This window comes from Bacillus sp. SORGH_AS_0510 (assembly GCF_030818775.1).
In the GTDB taxonomy this organism is placed as follows: Bacteria; Bacillota; Bacilli; order Bacillales; family Cytobacillaceae; genus Neobacillus.
Map to the genome: position 1 here is coordinate 924,778 of NZ_JAUTAU010000001.1, position 18,767 is coordinate 943,544.

The 18,767-nt window shown below is 41.2% G+C and carries 18 protein-coding genes and 1 pseudogene; 11 read left to right on the forward strand and 8 right to left on the reverse strand.

Annotation, left to right across the window (positions count from 1 at the left end):
* Positions 1-29: 29 nt before the first annotated feature.
* The 4 genes from QE429_RS05005 (at position 30) to QE429_RS05020 (ending at position 4,019) form a co-directional block, all read left to right on the forward strand.
* Positions 30-434 carry a hypothetical protein gene (locus QE429_RS05005; RefSeq protein ID WP_307290726.1) on the forward strand — a complete coding sequence of 135 codons (405 nt, stop codon included), beginning with the start codon at positions 30-32 and terminating at the stop codon, positions 432-434.
* Complete coding sequence (locus tag QE429_RS05010) at positions 431-2,563, forward strand: MMPL family transporter (RefSeq protein WP_307284715.1); 2,133 nt, start codon at positions 431-433, stop codon at positions 2,561-2,563. The genes QE429_RS05005 and QE429_RS05010 overlap by 4 nt, the downstream gene beginning before the upstream one ends.
* Before the next feature lie 95 nt (positions 2,564-2,658).
* The gene (locus QE429_RS05015; RefSeq protein WP_307284718.1) at positions 2,659-3,450 is read left to right on the forward strand and encodes a GNAT family N-acetyltransferase; all 792 of its coding nucleotides are present in this window, start codon (positions 2,659-2,661) and stop codon (positions 3,448-3,450) included.
* Positions 3,451-3,491: 41 nt separating this feature from the next.
* Complete coding sequence (locus QE429_RS05020) at positions 3,492-4,019, forward strand: NUDIX hydrolase (RefSeq protein ID WP_307284720.1); 528 nt, start codon at positions 3,492-3,494, stop codon at positions 4,017-4,019.
* A gap of 157 nt (positions 4,020-4,176) precedes the next feature.
* Here QE429_RS05020 and QE429_RS05025 read toward each other — a convergent pair whose 3' ends face one another.
* Positions 4,177-6,054 (reverse strand): zinc ribbon domain-containing protein, encoded by a 1,878-nt coding sequence (locus tag QE429_RS05025; protein WP_307284722.1) that lies wholly within the window; start codon positions 6,052-6,054, stop codon positions 4,177-4,179.
* Between the two features lie 266 nt (positions 6,055-6,320).
* Between QE429_RS05025 and QE429_RS05030 the strand changes: the two genes are divergently transcribed.
* Positions 6,321-6,857, forward strand: coding sequence for a zinc ribbon domain-containing protein (locus tag QE429_RS05030; RefSeq protein WP_307284725.1), 537 nt, complete (start codon positions 6,321-6,323; stop codon positions 6,855-6,857).
* Between the two features lie 212 nt (positions 6,858-7,069).
* Positions 7,070-7,894: a zinc ribbon domain-containing protein gene (locus QE429_RS05035; protein WP_307284727.1), complete on the forward strand. Its 825-nt coding sequence runs from the start codon at positions 7,070-7,072 to the stop codon at positions 7,892-7,894.
* A gap of 74 nt (positions 7,895-7,968) precedes the next feature.
* Here the strand turns inward: QE429_RS05035 and QE429_RS05040 are convergent, their stop codons facing one another.
* Positions 7,969-8,160 carry a hypothetical protein gene (locus tag QE429_RS05040; RefSeq protein WP_307284729.1) on the reverse strand — a complete coding sequence of 64 codons (192 nt, stop codon included), beginning with the start codon at positions 8,158-8,160 and terminating at the stop codon, positions 7,969-7,971.
* Between the two features lie 186 nt (positions 8,161-8,346).
* Between QE429_RS05040 and QE429_RS05045 the strand changes: the two genes are divergently transcribed.
* Positions 8,347-9,405 (forward strand): aromatic acid exporter family protein, encoded by a 1,059-nt coding sequence (locus tag QE429_RS05045; protein WP_307284732.1) that lies wholly within the window; start codon positions 8,347-8,349, stop codon positions 9,403-9,405.
* A 495-nt stretch (positions 9,406-9,900) separates the two neighbouring features.
* Here the strand turns inward: QE429_RS05045 and QE429_RS05050 are convergent, their stop codons facing one another.
* The 4 genes from QE429_RS05050 to QE429_RS05065 form a co-directional block, all read right to left on the reverse strand.
* Positions 9,901-10,038 (reverse strand): YvrJ family protein, encoded by a 138-nt coding sequence (locus QE429_RS05050; RefSeq protein WP_307284735.1) that lies wholly within the window; start codon positions 10,036-10,038, stop codon positions 9,901-9,903.
* An 82-nt stretch (positions 10,039-10,120) separates the two neighbouring features.
* Positions 10,121-10,339, reverse strand: a complete 219-nt coding sequence (locus QE429_RS05055; RefSeq protein ID WP_307284736.1) for a DUF2922 domain-containing protein — start codon at positions 10,337-10,339, stop codon at positions 10,121-10,123.
* Between the two features lie 54 nt (positions 10,340-10,393).
* Entirely contained in the window at positions 10,394-10,615 is a 222-nt protein-coding gene (locus tag QE429_RS05060; protein WP_307284739.1) for a DUF1659 domain-containing protein, read from the reverse strand.
* Positions 10,616-10,799: 184 nt separating this feature from the next.
* On the reverse strand, positions 10,800-11,708 hold the full coding sequence (locus QE429_RS05065) for a cell wall-binding repeat-containing protein (RefSeq protein WP_307284743.1): 909 nt from the start codon (positions 11,706-11,708) through the stop codon (positions 10,800-10,802).
* A gap of 247 nt (positions 11,709-11,955) precedes the next feature.
* Here QE429_RS05065 and QE429_RS05070 point away from each other — a divergent pair, with 247 nt between their 5' ends.
* Positions 11,956-12,129 (forward strand): hypothetical protein, encoded by a 174-nt coding sequence (locus tag QE429_RS05070; RefSeq protein ID WP_307284745.1) that lies wholly within the window; start codon positions 11,956-11,958, stop codon positions 12,127-12,129.
* 44 nt (positions 12,130-12,173) lie between these two features.
* Here the strand turns inward: QE429_RS05070 and QE429_RS05075 are convergent, their stop codons facing one another.
* Complete coding sequence (locus QE429_RS05075; RefSeq protein ID WP_307284747.1) at positions 12,174-13,916, reverse strand: phospho-sugar mutase; 1,743 nt, start codon at positions 13,914-13,916, stop codon at positions 12,174-12,176.
* A 300-nt stretch (positions 13,917-14,216) separates the two neighbouring features.
* Entirely contained in the window at positions 14,217-15,242 is a 1,026-nt protein-coding gene (locus QE429_RS05080; protein WP_307284750.1) for a LacI family DNA-binding transcriptional regulator, read from the reverse strand.
* A 413-nt stretch (positions 15,243-15,655) separates the two neighbouring features.
* Between QE429_RS05080 and QE429_RS05085 the strand changes: the two genes are divergently transcribed.
* The 3 genes and pseudogenes from QE429_RS05085 (at position 15,656) to QE429_RS05095 (ending at position 18,677) form a co-directional block, all read left to right on the forward strand.
* On the forward strand, positions 15,656-16,981 hold the full coding sequence (locus QE429_RS05085; RefSeq protein WP_307284751.1) for an extracellular solute-binding protein: 1,326 nt from the start codon (positions 15,656-15,658) through the stop codon (positions 16,979-16,981).
* Positions 16,981-17,859: a carbohydrate ABC transporter permease gene (locus QE429_RS05090; protein WP_307284754.1), complete on the forward strand. Its 879-nt coding sequence runs from the start codon at positions 16,981-16,983 to the stop codon at positions 17,857-17,859. Before QE429_RS05085 ends, QE429_RS05090 begins: the two co-directional genes overlap by 1 nt.
* Positions 17,846-18,677: pseudogene (locus QE429_RS05095) on the forward strand (carbohydrate ABC transporter permease). Before QE429_RS05090 ends, QE429_RS05095 begins: the two are co-directional and overlap by 14 nt.
* Positions 18,678-18,767 lie beyond the last annotated feature (90 nt).

Below are 18,767 nucleotides of genomic sequence, written 5' to 3' on the forward strand. Positions count from 1 at the left end.
AAATCTATGGGGGTAAACATGACATGATGATAGAACATAAATGGAGTCTTCGACTCATTCGACTAGCAGCAATCTTTGGTTTAATAGGAGCCGTCATTGGTTCCGATATGGCAGGTTCCGGGAATTATCAAATCCGCCCGATCCATGCCCATATATTAGTGGTCGGCTGGTTATCGCTTTTTGCATGGGGGATTTTTTACCGTGTGTGTAAAATCAAGTCGGCAAAAATCGTAGCGGCACAAGGCTGGAGCGCCATGATTGGCGCAGTCGGTTTAACAGTTGGGATGTGGCTTCATAACGTTAGACCCTTCCAAGTGAATGAAACCTTTGCCTTAATTTTTTATATTGTCGGCGGCACCATCCTGTTGATTAGCTTCGTCCTGTTCATCATTGCTACGTTCATGATTGAATCAGCAAAAGGTGAGCAAGCATGATGAAATTTTTCAAAGATAAAAAACGCTGGTTGTTGATTTTGTTGGCCTGGCTGGTGGCAGCTCTGGCGCTTTCTCTTTTTGCCACAGGTGCGAAGGAGCAAACCTCTCCGAATAAAAATGAAGGATTGCCTGAAACCGCGGCTAGCATTCAAGCAGAAAAGTCCCTGCAGAAATATTTCCCTTCCTCTGAAGGGGTCCCGTTGTTTGTCGTGGTCTATGACAAGGACGGTTTGAAGGATGCGGATGTGGAACAAGCCATGACATCCATCGAAAAAGTGATGGGGAACGCGGATCAGGATTTAACGGTTGTCCCGTTATCTAAGTTGCCAACACAAGCGCGCGCCTCCTTTTTCTCAAAGGACCACACCACGTTCTTTTTACCAGTCCTATTCCCTAATGGGTTGGAGAACAAAGTGGTGAAAGCCACGATAGATGGGCTTAAAAAAGATGTCTCCAAAGAGGTACCAGCACATCTAGACACCTATTTCACGGGTCCAGCAGGAATCATTGCGGATACGTATGAAATGTTCACAAAGGCAGATGTTGTTCTCATCCTTGCCACTGTGGGATTAATTTTTCTATTGTTGATTGTGATTTACCGTTCGCCCTTATTAGCGTTCATTCCGTTGATAGGCGCAGGGATTTCCTACATGGTCGTCGACCGGTTGCTAGGGTTCATGGGAGAGCTTAAATGGTTTGCTATCGACAGCCAGTCGCTATCGATTATGACCATTCTATTGTTTGCGGTCATCACCGATTATTCACTCTTGTTATTCGCCCGTTTTCGGGAGGAATTGGAAAAAGACGTGCCGGTGAATGAAGCGATGAAAACGGCGGTACGCGTTGTCAAAGAACCGATTTTTTTCAGTGGAGGAACCATTTTCTTAAGTATGTTGACGTTATTCTTTGCGGTGTACGAACCATACCGCGGCTTTGCTCCTGTATTTGCGGTCGCCGTTGCACTTATGATTCTTGCAGGGCTTACGCTGTTGCCAGCGTTATTTGCAATTGCTGGGGAAAAAGCATTTTGGCCGGCTAACCCACGGGCGGTTAAGCGTGCCGGAAGAGAGGGCTTTTGGCATAAAATGGGCCGATGGGTCACAAACAAGCCATGGGTGTTTATGGCTCCGATTTTGGTGGTGTTAGTGTTTTGTGCGTCGTTGACCCGACAAGTCCACTTCTCTTTCAACCTGTTGGATTCCTTCCCACAGGAGATGTCGTCGATTAAAGGCTTTAACCGTTTAAATGATGCGTTTTCTGCTGGAGAGATTGCGCCAAGCACTGTCATTGTAAAAGCAAAAGGGGCTGTGTCGCAAGATCAGATTCAACGGTTAGTGGAGGAGTTGAATCAGAAGGACTTTGTCTCCAAGGCAGACGTACAGGGGAATCCCTACGCTGAAGGGAATCCGAATGTGGTAAAGGTCAATCTTGTTTTGAAAAATAACCCTTATTCGGAGCAGGCTTTTGATGATATTGAGAGCTTGCGGGAGGACTCCGCGAACCTCTTGAAGTCCAGCGGCCTGGCTGCTGCTGACGCCAAGCTGCTAGTCGCAGGTGAAAGCGCACAAAATGCGGATATTCGTGAGGCGAGCCATGGGGATGAGATTCGGATTATCACGATGATGACGGTGTTGATCATGGTTATGTTAGGAATCCAGACCCGTTCGATTCTAGCGCCTGTGTATATGATGGGGACGATTCTGTTATCCTATGGAGCAGCTCTTGGGTTAAGCATTTTCGTTTTTCAGGAGTTGCTGGGGTATCCGGGGGTGAGCTACCGAATTCCTTTATACACGTTTGTGTTCCTGGTCGCCCTTGGGGTGGATTACTCCATCATGCTCATCTCCCGCATCCGTGAAGAGAAGAAGCACTTGCCACTGAAGGACGCCGTTCGGGAGGGCGTGGGAAAAACAGGCGGCGTCATTTCCTCTGCCGGACTAATCCTGGCGGCCACGTTCGCCGTTTTAATCACGCAACCAGTTCTGGAGCTTCGTGTATTCGGCTTTGCCGTCGCGGTGGGTGTACTGATAGATACCTTTATTGTAAGACCAATAGTCATTCCAGCACTCATGGTGGTAACCACAAGGGTGGGGACAGTCCCCCAGCGCTTTAGCGCGCCGGGGGACTGACCCCACCCTTTTTGTTTGAAGTTGATCCTAGGAACCGCTATAGTAAAAATTAGCATTGATAAGGTGTGTTCGAAGAGGCAAAGGGGGAGAATGAAGTGGACATAGTACAAAAGGTGTGGGAGCTCGATCTTGCGTATTTTGATACACTTACTAGTCGGGTCAATACTTCGTGGGGCTATCTTTTTCATAATGAAGACCAACCGGCTTATTATGACGCTAACCATGCCCATATCATCGAGGTTCCGGAGCAACCGGAGGCTGTGATAGAAGAGGTTCTTCAGTTTTATCGTGAGAAACAACTCAATCCCAGATTTTATATCAATAATTTTGAGAAACAAGGGCAATTGGTCGAATCCTTAAAGTCATACCAATTCCAGGTGGAAAGCATGGTTCATCCCGTGCAGTATTGGAATCAAACGATTTTCCAACATACACCGAATGATAAGGTGACCATTGAACTTGTAACCCAGGATAATTTTAACGAGGCGTTAGAGATTGAATGCAGTATCAAGGAATTCGGCGGAAGGGAAGTAAAGGAGAAAGCATTCCCTGAAGAATTCAACCATCCTGCCTTTACGCATTATCTCCTCCGTTACGATGGCGTGGCCTGTTCAACTGCTTGCTTATTTGAGCATGAAAACCAGGTGCGGCTAGAAAGTGTAGCTACCATCGAAGAATATCGAGGTAAAGGTCTCATTGGAGAGCTCATTTATTTTTTACAAAAAGAAGTGAAAAAGCGCGGCTTAGAGGATTTTTGGGTGTTTCCGATAAACGAAAGAGTTGAAAAGGTGTACTCGAAATATGGATTTCAAACGGTAGCAAAGCTAACCAACGGCCATGCCTTCTTGTTTGGAAAAAGTATCAAGGAGTTACAGGGAACAGACTGAAAATCTGCCAGGAAAACAGTCATCTAAAGGAGGAACATAATATGGTTTGGAAAGTAAAAAACACCACTGCAGCAAAGGTGGACAGGTTCGGGATTTCTATTGATCAGGTCGTCCTGCCAAACGGTGAGGAAAAGACATTTTCTTATTTGGATTTTGCTAAAGGAGTTTGCGTTCTTCCGATTACGGCGAACAAAGAAGTCATTTGTATCAAACAATATCGCCATGCTATGAAGAACTGGGAATGGGAGCTTCCTGCGGGAATGATTGACCCGACAGACCCGACGCCGCTGGACAGTGCTAAAAAAGAACTTGAAGAAGAAACAGGGTATGTCGCGGAGCATTGGCTGGAGTTGGGCAGCTTTTATCCGTCTCCAGGTTCGACTACGGAGGAGATCTACCTATATGCGGCGGCCGGGCTTACTCCGTCCATCCAAAGTTTAGAAAGCAGCGAACAAATTGAGCTGCACTATCTTTCCATGGAAGAATTAAAGGATTTGATTAGCCAAGGCGAATTCAAACATGGGGCAGGGTTGGCTGCTGTACTTAGATATAAGTTTTTGACTGATTAATATTAGTTGGAAGCACACAAGGTGAGCCTATGAACACATTAAATTAATATTTTCTGGTTAAAAGAGCCTTCATAAAAAAGCTCTGCTCCCCATATGGAGGCGCAGAGCTTCTTTTAATTTTTTAGATTACGTTTAGAAAATTTTAACATTATTATTATTATTTTTCTGATGTCTTTACTAGGGAATCAACCTTTAAGTTTGACCCATCAATTTTCAATAGATATTGTGAAGTATAGGATTTCTTCATACTTGTACCATCTCCATAATGGATATTGTATTGTTCATCGGTGTAGACTTGGTATCCGTTTGTAGTAGGTTCCATATTTGATAGAGATACACTTAAAAGGTCTTCTGTTATCCCTTTCTTCTTAAGATAATCAATATAATCTTTAGATTCTTTATAGGATTTTCCATCAGGTGTTAGGTAACTTTCCATGATAGAGAAATCTGTGTTATTTATAGCGCTGACGGATGAGGTTAAGTAGTCTTTCATAAAAGATTCGACTTCATCTTTGGAGAAAGATACTGTTCCAGTCGCTGTAGTGGCAGTGCCACTTGTTACATACGTCTTTGGCTTGTCCACTTTCACTACTTTAGTATTCTCATCATCAAATGACCAAGCATCATCTAAATTATCTATTAACCAATTCTTATTCTTTTCATCATAAACTAAATTATATGAATTTTGGTGTTCCGTTTCTTCTAATGATGGTGTGTCTTCACTGTAAAAATAATCTTCATTGTATTTTTCTGATGTATCTACATTTACACTCCAAACACCATCAATGTTTGACACCTGGAAGCTATTCAAATCAAAAGTAGTTGAGAGATGCTGCCCTTGATACATTTCCTGATATTCGGCCTCTGATTTGATGAATTCTTGTGTTTTATTTTTGAGATTAGAGGTAGCGGTGGTCAGATTATTTGTCGTTCCTGACGTAATTGCCGTTAAATATTGATCGGTAAACTTCATGATCTGATCCATAATTTGTATTTGAAAACTTTCGTTACTTCCTAGATTAAGGTAAATATCAGAATCCTTTATTGGTACTTCGGCTGTTTTTATTTTACCCCATGGAGTCTCAGCCTCAACTGCTAATTTCATAGAGCCGTCAGTCAAAACTGGCCCAAAGGTAGGGTTTGCGAATGGATTTACTTTTACATCTTTTCCGTTAATGAACAGTTTTCCTTTTATAGCTGTATTGGCTTCTCCCATGCCTAAGTCTACGGTGACATTTTCACCTTCTAGATATAAACTTGCTTCTTCTTTACTATCATTCAATAAGATTTCGTCTTCTTTTACTAAATCCACAAAGTCAGTTTTTAAATCTGCTTTTATTTTATAAATTCCTGGTAAGAAAGGACCGTATGTATGTTCAAAATTTGGTTTGTTACTTTTTCCTAATTTTTTTCCATCAATATATAGATTTGAATTTTTGTAATTTGTTGATAAGGCTAAATATACAGTAGGAACAGTTAATCGGTATTTATCAAAGAAAAGAAATTTTCCATCCATCTCTAAAGTAACAAAACCCTCGTCTAAAAAATCACTTGCCAGTTGATTTAACTCAGGATTGGTATTATTCGTTTGATCCATTAATTTTGATTCTGTCTTTAATGTACGAATTAGATCGGTTACTTCCTCAGGATGTTTTTCAAAGTACTTCATAAAGCCTTTAACAGTTTTTTCATTCAATTCTGCTTTTTTGTCATCAGAGGAAAGTAATTTTGCAGCAGCTGCTGCATCTTTTTCTACTAATGCTGTTTCAAATTTATTAATTAACCTGTCCTTAGAGGTTAATGCTTCTCCTGTCTTATACCCCCCGATCAGTATAACCAATGCGGTACCAGCTACGACTAGCAATTTTTTATTTTTCTTTGTCATTGGTAGTCTTGTCATGGATTGGTTGGTTTGCGGAATTGTTGGTCCTTGTGGATTAGGTTGCGTTATGGTGGTATCCACTGGTGTTCCGCACTCATTACAATATTGCCCTCCTTCTTTTAATTCTTGACCACATTCTTTACAATACTTCATGAATCTTCCCCCTATGATATATAAAAAAATACACAAAGAATATTATATAACATTCGCACTATGTTTGTAGTAAAAAATCACAAAAAAGTAAGTAGATGGTTGTATTTTTTATGAGAAAAGATATAAATTTAAATGTTATTTGGGTAAAATAACCTATTAAAATGGAAGTAATTGTGTTATTGTGTTAAAATGTCTAATCTAAAAGGATTTGCTATAAGAGAATAGTAGTGTTTTATCATTATATTATTTGAAGGGGATTGAATATTATGAGCAAACTATTATTAAGGAGACTATCTGCAGGAATTATTCTACTATCGTTTTTATTACCTTGGTACGAAGATTTTTTAACTGATTATAGTGGATTAGCAATTATTACTGAAGGGTTCAATGATGGATCTGAGGAAGGCACTTTTGTAGCTGTTCTTGCCATAGTAACTGCTATACTAACACTTTTGGTTGCGGTATTTCCAAAGTTGATTTTAACTATCTTGGCGCTTGTACCCAGTGCTTTTTGGCTATTCATGTTCTATGGTTCTGAAGATATTAGTGAGTACAGAATGTATGGTGCAGTTGTGTTTACTATAGGAGTTATTGGTATTTTCCTCTCGTTTTTTATTAAAAATCAGAATAACGTTACTAACGGTACAACAGATGTTAGGCAAGAAATTGCTAGTACACATGGGGATTACAATAGTGCTGAGTTGAATCAGACAAGTGAAAATCTTAAACAATATTGTAAACATTGTGGACAAGAAGTAAGTGTTACATCAAAGTTTTGTCCGAGTTGTGGAAGTTCAAGATAGTTATTGGTGAGGAGAAACGAAAAATAACCAGAAATATGAAAAAATGTGTCGAAAATGTGTCGGAACTTTACTTACTAATATTTACCTATTGACTATATTATTCTATAATACTTATGTAATAGTTCTGGGTCGTTTGAGGATAACAATATACATATTTTAACGATGAGTGAACTAAATTCTATTAGCAATGTACATATGAAAGGAAGATGATTATGCAGTGTCCAGCGTGTTCGCATCAAAATGAAGGAGGGAAATTTTGTGAGCAGTGTGGTACTAAGTTAGTTTCTAATGCTTTCCAAGAAACTGCTTCAGCTGTTGATGTTGAGCCAACTTCAAATCCAAGCTATCAACAATCACAGGTTAATACACAACCTAATCAATATCTTGAGGGTGCAAAAAATATTTCCAAAATGTATTTTAGTTACTTTCTACAAGTGCTAAAAAAGCCATATGCAAGCTCCAAATCAGTGGGGTCTGAGCACTTTATTAATGGGATTATAACAATGGTTCTTTATTCTGTCGTTATTCCATTAATGATTTACTTCGGGTTAAAAACTCTATTGTCTTCTGTAAATGAATTTGGAAGTATGTTTGGTGGAGAAATGGATATACAACCACCGTTTACAGATGTTGTTATTAAACCAACTTTTGCGTATGCTGTATTTATACTTTTGGTAGCTTCATTCACATTCTTTGCTATTAAGCTAGGTAAGGTAAATGTTACTTATAAAGAAGTTATTTCAAGATTTGGTTCATTCCTAATTCCTTTTGTAGCCATTCTTTTTGTTGCACTTATTATGTCTATCTTAAAAATTAAATTATTTTTATTATTCCTTTTCATTGGTTTTATCACATCTATTTTTATTGTTCCTCCATTAGTGATTGCTAGTTATAAAAAAGAGTCACAAGAGGGATTAGATGTCATTTACGGTACATTATTCACTTTTGTTTTAACCTTTATTGCTATTGGGATTATGGGCGATATGTTGTTTGAATCTATCAAGTCTGCAGTTACAGATATTTTTTCCATTTTTTAAAATTTAAAGCTTGTGAGGAATAGGGCCTCACAAGCTTTATTATCATACTGATTAGTGTTACGCAGCAAAACTTTCTAATTGTTATTTTTAACATCCAAATACCGATCATACAGCTCCAGGCATTCAAGTAATTCTGATTTATACACCATTAACGCTTTCCGAACAATGGCACTATGGCTGCTGTTCTCAAGCTCCTGTTTGCATTCCTCTAAATCTTTCTTTTTCATCACCGATAGCTCACTAAACATAAAATGAAGATTCTCCACATTTCCACTCTCCCCAACATATCAAGCTTCTAATCTAATGTTCTCTTTCACAAGTATGGCCGAAAAAAACGAAAAACATACATGGGGACAGTCCCCCGCTGCGCTAAAGCGCCGGGGGACTGTCCCCACAAAATCAATAGTTTTACGATATAATGAATAGAACTAGGTTAGAAGAGGGTAGGTATTATGGGGTTAGTTAGAAAGAAAAAGTTTGTGGGAGGGCGGATTGTTAAGACTGGTATTGCCGTCCTGTTAACATCCGTTATTTGTTATTTATTAAAATGGCCGGAAATGTTTGCTGTTATTACCGCGATCGTCACGATTGAGCCGACGGTTCATGACTCTATTAGAAAAGCATTTGTTCGTTTTCCGGCTTCAGCGATTGGGGCTGCGTATTCGGTGCTTTTTACGTATGCTCTAGGGGATACACCGTTTACCTATACATTGGTTGCTTTAGGAACCATCATAACGTGTAATGCACTACGATTACACGATGGGATTGTGGTTGCTACCCTTACAGGGGTAGCGATGATCTCCACTGTTCATGATCAATATATCGTCTCTTTTTTCGTCAGACTGGGAACAACCACTACAGGACTTGTAGTATCTTCCTTAGTGAATCTTCTAGTGATCCGTCCTGATTACTCGGAGAGCATTATGACGAAAATTCAACAGCTTTCTAGAGAAGCTGGTTCTTTTCTTGAAAAAAGAGGGCAGGAGATTTTGTGCCAGCAGCCGCTCCACAAGGAAACAGCCTTGCAATTTAGGAAGCTAGTAAAAGATATAGATAGTATTGAAACGTTGTGTAAGTACCAGAAAGAAGAATGGAGGTATCACCAATTTACCCGTGAACAGGTGAGGGTCTTCCACTACGAATATAAGAAGTTAATGGGCTACCATCAATTAATCTACCATCTAGGGAATCTCAATGCTCTTCCTATAGTGAAATGGACCTTGCAGTTAGAAGTTAGGCAAGTGATTCTCGATACCATAACATCACTGAAATCTATCCTTAGTCAACAACACTTGGACATCTCTGATTCTCATCGCCAGCTAGTTCAAGGGTTGCTCAAACAATTCCGTCAGGCTCAGATGGAACGGGAGGATCAGAGTAAGGAGCAGGAAGAGCAGCACAATCATCACATTTTCCAACCACAACTGGTGCTGCTTTATGAGCTTCTAGCCATTAATGATGTACTCGAAACAGTGACAGTCCCCCACTGCGTTAAAGCAGTGGGGGACTGACCCCATTTTTCATATTAGAATTTGTCGAAGGTTGCTAGGTTTGTAGGGTGAAAAAAATGGTAGAATGGAGGTACAACTGTATATGGTGAGGGTGCCGGTTGTTGATCTTCTTGCCTTGATTAAAAAGGGAGGGAGGTGATAATCTGGAGTATTTTCTTGAAATTCTACAAGAAATTCTGAAGGGACTAGTGCGTGAAGTGACCGCTTATTTGTTTCGAAGGAATGTCCTGGAACACAAGAAAACCACCCTACGCCGTCGCAAGCTAAAGGGTGGTTCTCATAAATAACCTCATAAACAACAACCACCCTGACGGTAGCAGTTGTAGGAGAAGTGTTCCCGCACTTCTCTTTTTTATTATATATCCATTATACAAAAGAATATTCCTATTTAGAAGTATTGAAATGACCTATAGCTTTCTACGCACTGCCCGTAGCTTCCCCAAAATACCTCTTCCGGATTATCATTCCGTTTTGTGTCTTTCATTGCATGTTTAATCATGCCTTCATGCGGTCAGGGAGATTCTGAATGGATTGAACGACCAGATCCAGCTTTGACTCGATACGATAAAGCAGATACAGCGTAACCACAATAGGAAAACCCACTTCGCTAATAAGAGGAATGATTTGCTCCACGAAAGTTCACTCCTTTCTCATGAAATTGGGGACAGTCCCCCAATGCGCTAAAGCGCTGGGGGACTGTCCCCACCCTGGTTTATTAGACTAGTTCGTAGTCTGTTACGTTGCGTTCGACGACTCTTGCACCTTTCACTGCAGCGAGCTTCCCGCTGCTAGTGGAAAATACATCGGCTGCAATAATTTGGGCCATGGACAGTTTCACTACTTCTTCATCGATCGGCTCTTTTGGATTATCAATCGAAATACGGGCACTCTTACCAAGCTCCGTTGTGAATTCCAACTCCAATGCTTTTGCCATTCTATTCACCTCCTCTGCGTCTATTTTTCATCCTGTTTCATTCGCCCCTCACTCTTAGTCGATAATATTAGTGGTGTCATTGCGCTCTACCTTGCTTAGAACGTCGGTACATAACACACTAATTGCTTGTGCGGCCTGGTGTAGCTGGTCTGTCGTAGATCCGCTTTTCACGTTGCTAAATGTTTTTGCACGGAAAATTGGATTTCCTTCACCATCCACAACGCCTGTTTCAAACACCAATCGAAGCTTCGTTCCTTCTAATAACGCTTGTGCCATCTCGTTCACCTCCTTTCACCCTTTATATAGAGAGAAAGAAACATAAACGACAGGCCCTTTAAAAACTTTTTTTATGGGGGGACAGTCCCCCGATGCGGTAGTGCTTTACTGTGCCAGGGGACTGTCCCCCCCCCAATAAAAAAAGGCCCTTTTTATCAAAAGGGCCTTAATTTTATCCAATATTTTATTCTCCTTCAGATCCCCATGAGATCATGTAGGTGTCTTCGTCGGTATTGATGTAAATGAAGACATCTCCTGATTCCGCTTCACCATTTTGTTTTGCTTGAGCGACTAAATCATTTAGCTGTGCTTCTGTTACTGAGATTCCTAATGCAAGAGATAGCTTGTTTAGTAGTTCTCCAAATGCAGGGGCTCCCATAATTAATCCATCTGGCATAGCGAAACCAATCGTTTCTTCGCCAGAAAATAAATCATAGGCATCTGATTCTGCATCATATTTTACTGTTACGCCATATTGAGCGGCAATCTTAGCTATTGTTGCAGCCACATCTTCGATTACAGCTCCGTCGGAACCAATTTTCTTTCCTTCAATCGTTGTATTGGTCGCCATTCCTGTGCTGTAGAAGAAGTACGTTTTTCCATTAATGACGTTCCAGCCAAGGAACATTTTCCCGCTGGAAAGATTGAAATAATACCATTTACCGCCAGACTGCAGCCAGCCTGTTTTCATTGCACCGCTTGAACTCAAATAATACCAGTCAGGACCAATTTTTATCCAGCCAGTCTTCATTGCACCCGAGCTTTCGAAGTAATACCACTGTTTTGATATGTATACCCAACCAGTTTTCATCGCACCGCTAGAATCGAAGTAGTACCATTTGTTGCTGAGCTGAACCCAGCCGGTTTTCATGATGCCAGATGCGTCAAAGTAATACCATTTGTTATTTAGAAGGAGCCAGCCCTTTTGTAATGCGCCGTTCGCATTGTAATAAGTCCAATAGCTGCCCTTTTTTACCCATTGATTTTGATACTTAACAGCAGTCGTGCCAGATGTTGCTGCAAAGGATGAAACAGGTGATACAAGCAGCGTTAAGCCGGTCACCAAGGCTACAGCTTGAAGAATCTTTTTCATATGATTGCCCCCTATCTTTCTAATACATACTGATTCATTCTACTATCCTAGTTATATGTAGTAAATGGTACATTTTGAGGAAAAGAAGGAAGGAGGTGGGAGTATAGGAAAGAGGCTGCTCTATATGCTATTAAAGGAAAACTCCGCCAACAATCATAATTAATCGAAAATTTTAACAATTACTGTAACCAACACCACGGGAGAATCGTCATAATTATAAAGACCTATACAGGAAGGTGCAGAACCCATGAAGCAGTTAGATCCTATTGCTTTTAAGCAACAAAGAGCGCAGGAAATCTATCGAGAGCAGCTTAATAAGAAAAAATTGGCGCAAAAGGAAAAACGGGACATCATTGTATTTGTTATTTGCATTGGTTTGGGCAGCGTGGCTTTAGCCGCATATGAGCTTCTATTCCATTAAAAAACCCCTGCCTATAAAAATAGACAAGGGGTCAAACTAACCAATTAACCTACGATTTCTTTCACTCTATTCATCACAGCCGTTTGAATAGATGACAACTTCATTTGGCTGTCCTCTAAAGACGCGCCTTTTACTGCAAAATAGAACTTCGCCTTAGGCTCCGTGCCTGAAGGACGCAAGCAGAACCAAGACCCGTCTGCCAAGAAGTACTTCAACACATTCGAACGAGGCAGGTCAATCTGGCTTTCTTCACCATTCGCCGCCACACGGATCGAAGTTGCATAATCCTCAATAGCCGCAACCTTAATTCCAGCTACTTCACTCATTCTCTCCGCTCTAAATGTTTCCATCAAACCGGCAATCTGCTCCGCGCCGTTTTTACCCTTCAACGTAATCGACTGAAGTGATTCCTGATAGAAACCATATTTTTCAAAAATCGCAAGCAAGCCTTCGAACATGGTCATGCCTTTTGATTTATAATAAGCCGCAACCTCTGCTGCAAAAATCGCTGACTGAACCGCATCCTTATCGCGGACAAAATCACCAATCAAGTAGCCATAGCTTTCTTCATAACCGAAAAGGAAAGTGTGCTCGCCTGTTTGCTCAAATTCATTGATTTTTTCACCGATGAATTTAAAGCCAGTCAGTGTATCCATCGCTTGAACACCGTAATGTTCCGCAATTGCACGACCGATTTCAGACGTAACGATCGTTTTAATCACAACGCCATTTGCAGGCAACGTGCCTTGTGCTTGTTTTGAAGATAACAAGTATTCAAGCATAAGAGCGCCCAATTGGTTCCCTGTTAATACTGTATATTCGCCGGCATTATTTTTCACAGCCACACCCAAACGGTCTGCATCCGGATCCGTTGCCATCAAGACGTCCGCGCCGATTTCGTCGCCGACCTTAATCGCTAATTCAAACGCCGCATGCTCTTCAGGATTTGGCGACTTCACAGTTGAGAAGTTCGCATCCGGTAGCTCTTGCTCGGCCACCACCGTTACGTTTTCAAAACCGAATGCCTTCAAACCGGCACGAACGGGCTTGTTCCCTGTACCGTGTAATGGAGAGTAAACCACCTTTAATTCTTTCGCCACACTTGCCACCATCTCAGGGTTTAACTGAAGCGTTTTTAACTGCTCGACATAAGCGTTGTCGATTTCTTCACCTACGTACGTTAATAACCCGCTAGCAAGTAAATCTTGTTCTTCGCCAACTTCCACGGCTAACTCGTTCTCCACATCATTCACATAGCGAATGATGATATCAGCAGCTTCAGGAGGAAGCTGTCCGCCGTCTTCGCCGTACACTTTAAAGCCGTTATATTCCGGCGGGTTATGGCTCGCCGTAATCACCGCACCGGAAAAAGCGCCTAAGTATCGAACCGCAAAAGATAGAACTGGTGTTGGGCGAAGTGCATCAAATACATACGCCTTCACGCCGTGCTTTCCAACCGTCTTTGCCACTTCCAACGCAAACTCAGGTGACTTATGACGAGAATCATAGGCAATCACGATGCCGCGTTTCATTGCTTCCTCGCCCTGTTCCACGATATATTGCGCTAAACCTTCTGCCGCTCTGCGGATCGTATACGTATTTAAACGGTTTGTACCAGGTCCAAGCTCACCGCGCATTCCGCCTGTTCCGAACTCAAGGTGCTTATAGAAGCTATCCTCTAACAGACCTGTATTTTCCTTCATTTCTACTAATTTCTCATTTAAATCATTTTCTAAGCCTGAAAAAGAGAACCATTTATCTGCTTGCTGTGTCCAATTCAAAGTCATCTCTCCCTCTATTTTTCCTCTTATTAGAATAAACCCTGTCCAGGATTTGGACAAGGTGTATTTGCTCACATTACAAGAATGTATAAAATTCGACTTCTAGAATTGTCCAGCTCCAGCGCCTAGCCAGTTTTCATCCTGAATAATCTGCCTTGAGTATCTTGTGTCAATCCTGGCTTGATTAAGCGATGATTGTTACAGCTCGGGTCAAATAACCTTCGGCAAGTAAAGTCAAAGAGCGACTTTTCTTGCCGTAGAACATTTGCCTGTTGGGGCTAACCAAGGCGCTTCCGCTTTTCTACTTTATCCAATTTTATGGAATGCTGCAGTTGAATCTCTCACAATCAACTTCGTCGGAAGGAGGATTTCCTGAATTGGCTCATCCCGATGGTAAATGCGCCACCACAACTGTTCCACCGCTTTTTTACCAAAATAGCGTAAATCGATATCCATCGTGGTAATCTTTGGTGTCGAAAGTTGCGACAACTGTCCATTATCAAAATTGCAAACAGACACATCGTCCGGAATCTTGTAGCCCTTTTGCTGTAATAAGGAAGTAATCAGAAATCCATGGCCGTCATTCACGCAGAACCAGGCGCTCGGCTTCGTTTCCAGTGCTTCAAAATACTGATGTAATTCCCCTAAATCCTCCTGCGCTTTTGAAAAAATGAACTCATGCTTCGGCTCCAACCCGTATTTTCTAAGCGCAAGTAAATACCCCTCGAAACGTTCTTGATAGCTCGGTGAAAAATCGACGTCACCTAAGAATGCAATGTCCTGATGCCCTAACTGAATTAAATGCTCCACCGCAGTGTAAGCGCCGAAACGATTGTTGGTTAAAATGGCATCGGCTTGAAGGATCGGGTCATGATGGTCAATTAAAACCGTTGGAATCCCTGTATCGATTACTTTAGCAATATAATCTGTACTTATATGAGATAAGATGATGATGCCATCGATTTCATGATTGGTCAGAAGAGAAGGCAGAATTAACTTTTCTTTCGACTCTTGGTTAATCGATTCAATAAATAAGTTCATGCCGCGTTCTCTTACTTCTTTTTCTACACTTAAATAAATTTCTCCGAAAAAGCTGACTAATGAAAAAGCGAAATCGGAGGCAATGAGGGCAATGTTTTTAGGCCCCGTTTGTTCTACTTGCTTCTGTTTGCGGCTCCCTGCATATTGATACCCCAGTTCGTCTGCAACCTTTTGCACCAGTTGTCTCGTTTCCTCGCTAACTCCCGGTTTCCCTGACAAAGCCTGAGAAACAGAGTTCTTCGATATATTAAGCCTATCGGCTATGTCCTGCATCGATACCTTTCTTTCCATATCAAGATCTCCCTTTATATAGTAACTTTACGTTAAGTTATTTTGTAATTTAAATTGTAATTATATTGTAACGTTACAAATAAATTATTTCAATAGAACTTTCATCGTTGGTAATGTAATTTTTTCATAAAATATGTTTGACATTACAGAATTGCAGTGCAATAATGTACTTGTAACGTTAATAGCGACATTACAAGTTAACTAATTTGCTAGTTTTGTAATGGTGAAATCATTTAAAAAGAAAAGAGGGATTCTGGCAAAGCTGATCTCCATGACAAAATGATTTACACGTCTATTGTAAATTTTTTTGCAGGACAATGATAGCGTTATCATTATTTCTTTTAGTAGTTTCGTAATCATGTTTTACACTTCTTCAAATTAAGACAAGATATTAATAATTGGAGGAACTTACGATGAAAATAAAAAAGGTAGCATCGGTTTTATTTGCAGCTTCACTGACTGTTTCTGGCCTTGCAGGCTGTTCAACAGGAAACAAGGATACGAAAACAGCAGGATCTAAAGATGGTGTAACAACAATTGAATTCTGGGCAGCTCCAAACCCGACACAGCAAGTGTATTGGAAGGAAGTAGCGGACGAGTTCACGAAAGAAAATCCTAAGATCAAAGTAAACGTAAGTCCGATGAAGGAAAGCCCAACATCAGAGGCAAGCATCCAATCAGCGATTGCTGGCGGCAGCGCGCCAACTCTATCTGAAAACATTAACCGTGGGTTCGCGGCTCAACTAGCAGATAGTAAAGCGCTTGTTCCACTAGATGAATTAGATGGATGGAAGGATGTAACTGAAAGCCGTAAGATGGAAAATACCATGAAGGGCTGGGAGTTCGCAGACGGCCACCAATATGTATTACCAATCTACTCTAACGCGATGTTATTTGGCTGGAGACTGGATATCTTAAAAGAGCTTGGCTTTAACGAAGCGCCAAAAACTTACAGCGAAATGTTAGCAGTTGCTAAGAAATTAAAAGAAAAATATCCTGACAAATATGTTTGGGCTAAAGCTGATTTAGCTGACCCAACTGCTTGGAAGAGATGGTTTGATTTCTTCATGCTTTACGATGCAGCATCAAACGGTAACAAGTTCGTGGAAGGTACAAAGTTCACTGGTGATGCAAAAGCAGGCGAACAAGTTCTTTCATTAGTTGATGGTCTTCGTAAAGAGAATGCGTTACTTCCAAAGCAAGCAAAAGATCCTTTTGAAACAGGATTAGGAATCTTCACTGACATTGGTCCTTGGACTATTCCGTACTGGGCAGACAAATTCCCAGATATGAAATTTAATGAAACTTATACATTAGCATTACCGCCAGTTCCAGATGAGATGGACCCAGCTAATGCGAAGACGTTCGCTGATACAAAAGGTTTAGTCGTATACGCTTCTGCAACGAAAGAACAGCAAAAAGCAGCAATGGAATTCATCAAATGGGTGTATGCTAACCCTGAAAATGATGTGAAATGGCTTGAAAAGACAAGCTTACCACCTGCACGTGATGATTTAACATCTAATGATGCGTTCAAAGCGTTCTTTGACAAAAACCCAGCATTACAACCATATGCAGCCGCTGTTCCAAACGGAATTCCTTCAATGGATAACGCTAAATATAATGATATTCAAACATTAATTGGCCAACAGGCATTCAATCCAGTAGTAAAGGGTGAAAAAGATCCAAAAACTGCATGGAAGGATATGCAGAAGGCTATTGAGGGGGCTCTTAAGTAATGAGCACAAAGCAAGGAAGGTTGGGCTGGCTATTTGCCAGTCCTTATCTTTTATACGCGATTGTTTTCTTTCTCATCCCGCTAGTATGGTCACTGTTCCTATCGTTCACAGATTGGAATTTGATCGCACCTACGTTTAGTTTCGTCGGCTTAGAAAATTATTCAGAGGCGTTTAAAAGCCCAGGGGTGCAATCGGCATTTTTCGTTTCATTTAAATTTATGGCCGTGTTTGTCCCATTGGTAATCGCTTCATCCATTATTGTGGCAATGATCGTTCAAGGTTTGCCAAGATTCAGAGGGTTGTTCTTAATCGGATTCTTCCTGCCGTACTTAGCGTCAGGGGTTGTATCCTCGCTCATTATTAAAGGACTTTTATCATACAACAGTCCGGTGAATGAATTTTTACGCGGCACGTTCGGTTTAGATATTGACTGGCTCGGCACACCGTTTGCAGCCTTGTTTACAGTTGCCGTTATTATTGCATGGAAATTCACTGGCTATTATGCACTTATTTTAACATCAGGCTTTCAAAGCATTGATAAGGAAGTATACGAAGCCGCTAGTATTGATGGAGTAACAGGCTGGCAGCGTTTTTGGAAGATTACCTTCCCGCTTCTTTATCCTGCATTATTTACGGTCTTGATTTTATCGATCGGTGTGACATTCGGTATTTTCACCGAGGTATACCAGTTAACAGGCGGTGGACCAAACTTTGCAACGAACACGTGGCAAATGGAGATTTTCACACGAGCGTTCTCGAATCTTCAAGCGGGTTATGCTTCTGCTATTGCCATCATTGCTTCCGTTGTCACGTTTATTTCTATTTTTATCATTCGAAAACTTCTAGAAATGTGGGGGAAACGAAATGGATGGAGCTAAGAAAAAGGGAGTATGGCTTCGCTACGTGCTAGCGGTTGTTCTCTTACTAGTCATGATTTTTCCATACATTTATATGGTACTGAATTCCTTTGCTGATTGGGATCAAGTCGATAAAAAGCTCATTCCCACACAGTTTAGCTTGAAATCATACGAGTGGCTGCTAGGCGGAGGGGAAGCTGTTATACCAAGACCTTGGATTAGCGCCTTCTTCAACAGCTTCCTAGTATCGGCCGGTTCTACGTTCTTGATGATGGTCACGGGTGTTATGGTCGCTTATGCGCTGGGCCAAAATTCCTTTCAAAGGAAGAGACACGGTTAACAACGTGATTTTGTTCCAAATGTTCTTCCCGGCGATTATTTTACTAATCCCAACTTTCCTAGTGATTCAACGTCTAGGCATGTACGACTCTTACTGGGGCATGATTTTGCCAAAAGCACTCAGCTTATGGGCGGTGTTTATGTACACAAACTTCTTCAAGGCGATCCCGGATACGTTTATCGAAGCCGCGAAGCTGGATGGAGCGAGTGAGCTGCAGATCATGTTCAAGATCGTGTTACCGATGTCAAAGTCAATTACGTCAGTTATTTTCTTGTTCTTGTTCATGGAGCGTTGGACAGAGCTTTTATGGGATATGTTAGTGGCGAAGAGCGACAGCATGCTGACCCTAAATGTGTTGCTATCACAAATGTTCGGACCATACGGCGGCTATCCAGGCCCAATGTATGCAGCATCGGTGTTACTAACAATGCCGATCATTATCATTTTCTTACTTTTTGCGAAAAAATTCCAAGAAGGAATGCAGTTTACACTTAAATAATCTGTTAGACTGGGGCCTTGTTTGTTGAGTTGGCGGAAAAAACGTTGAAGTTGGCGGAATTCTGGCCAAAGTTGGCGGAATAAATGCAAA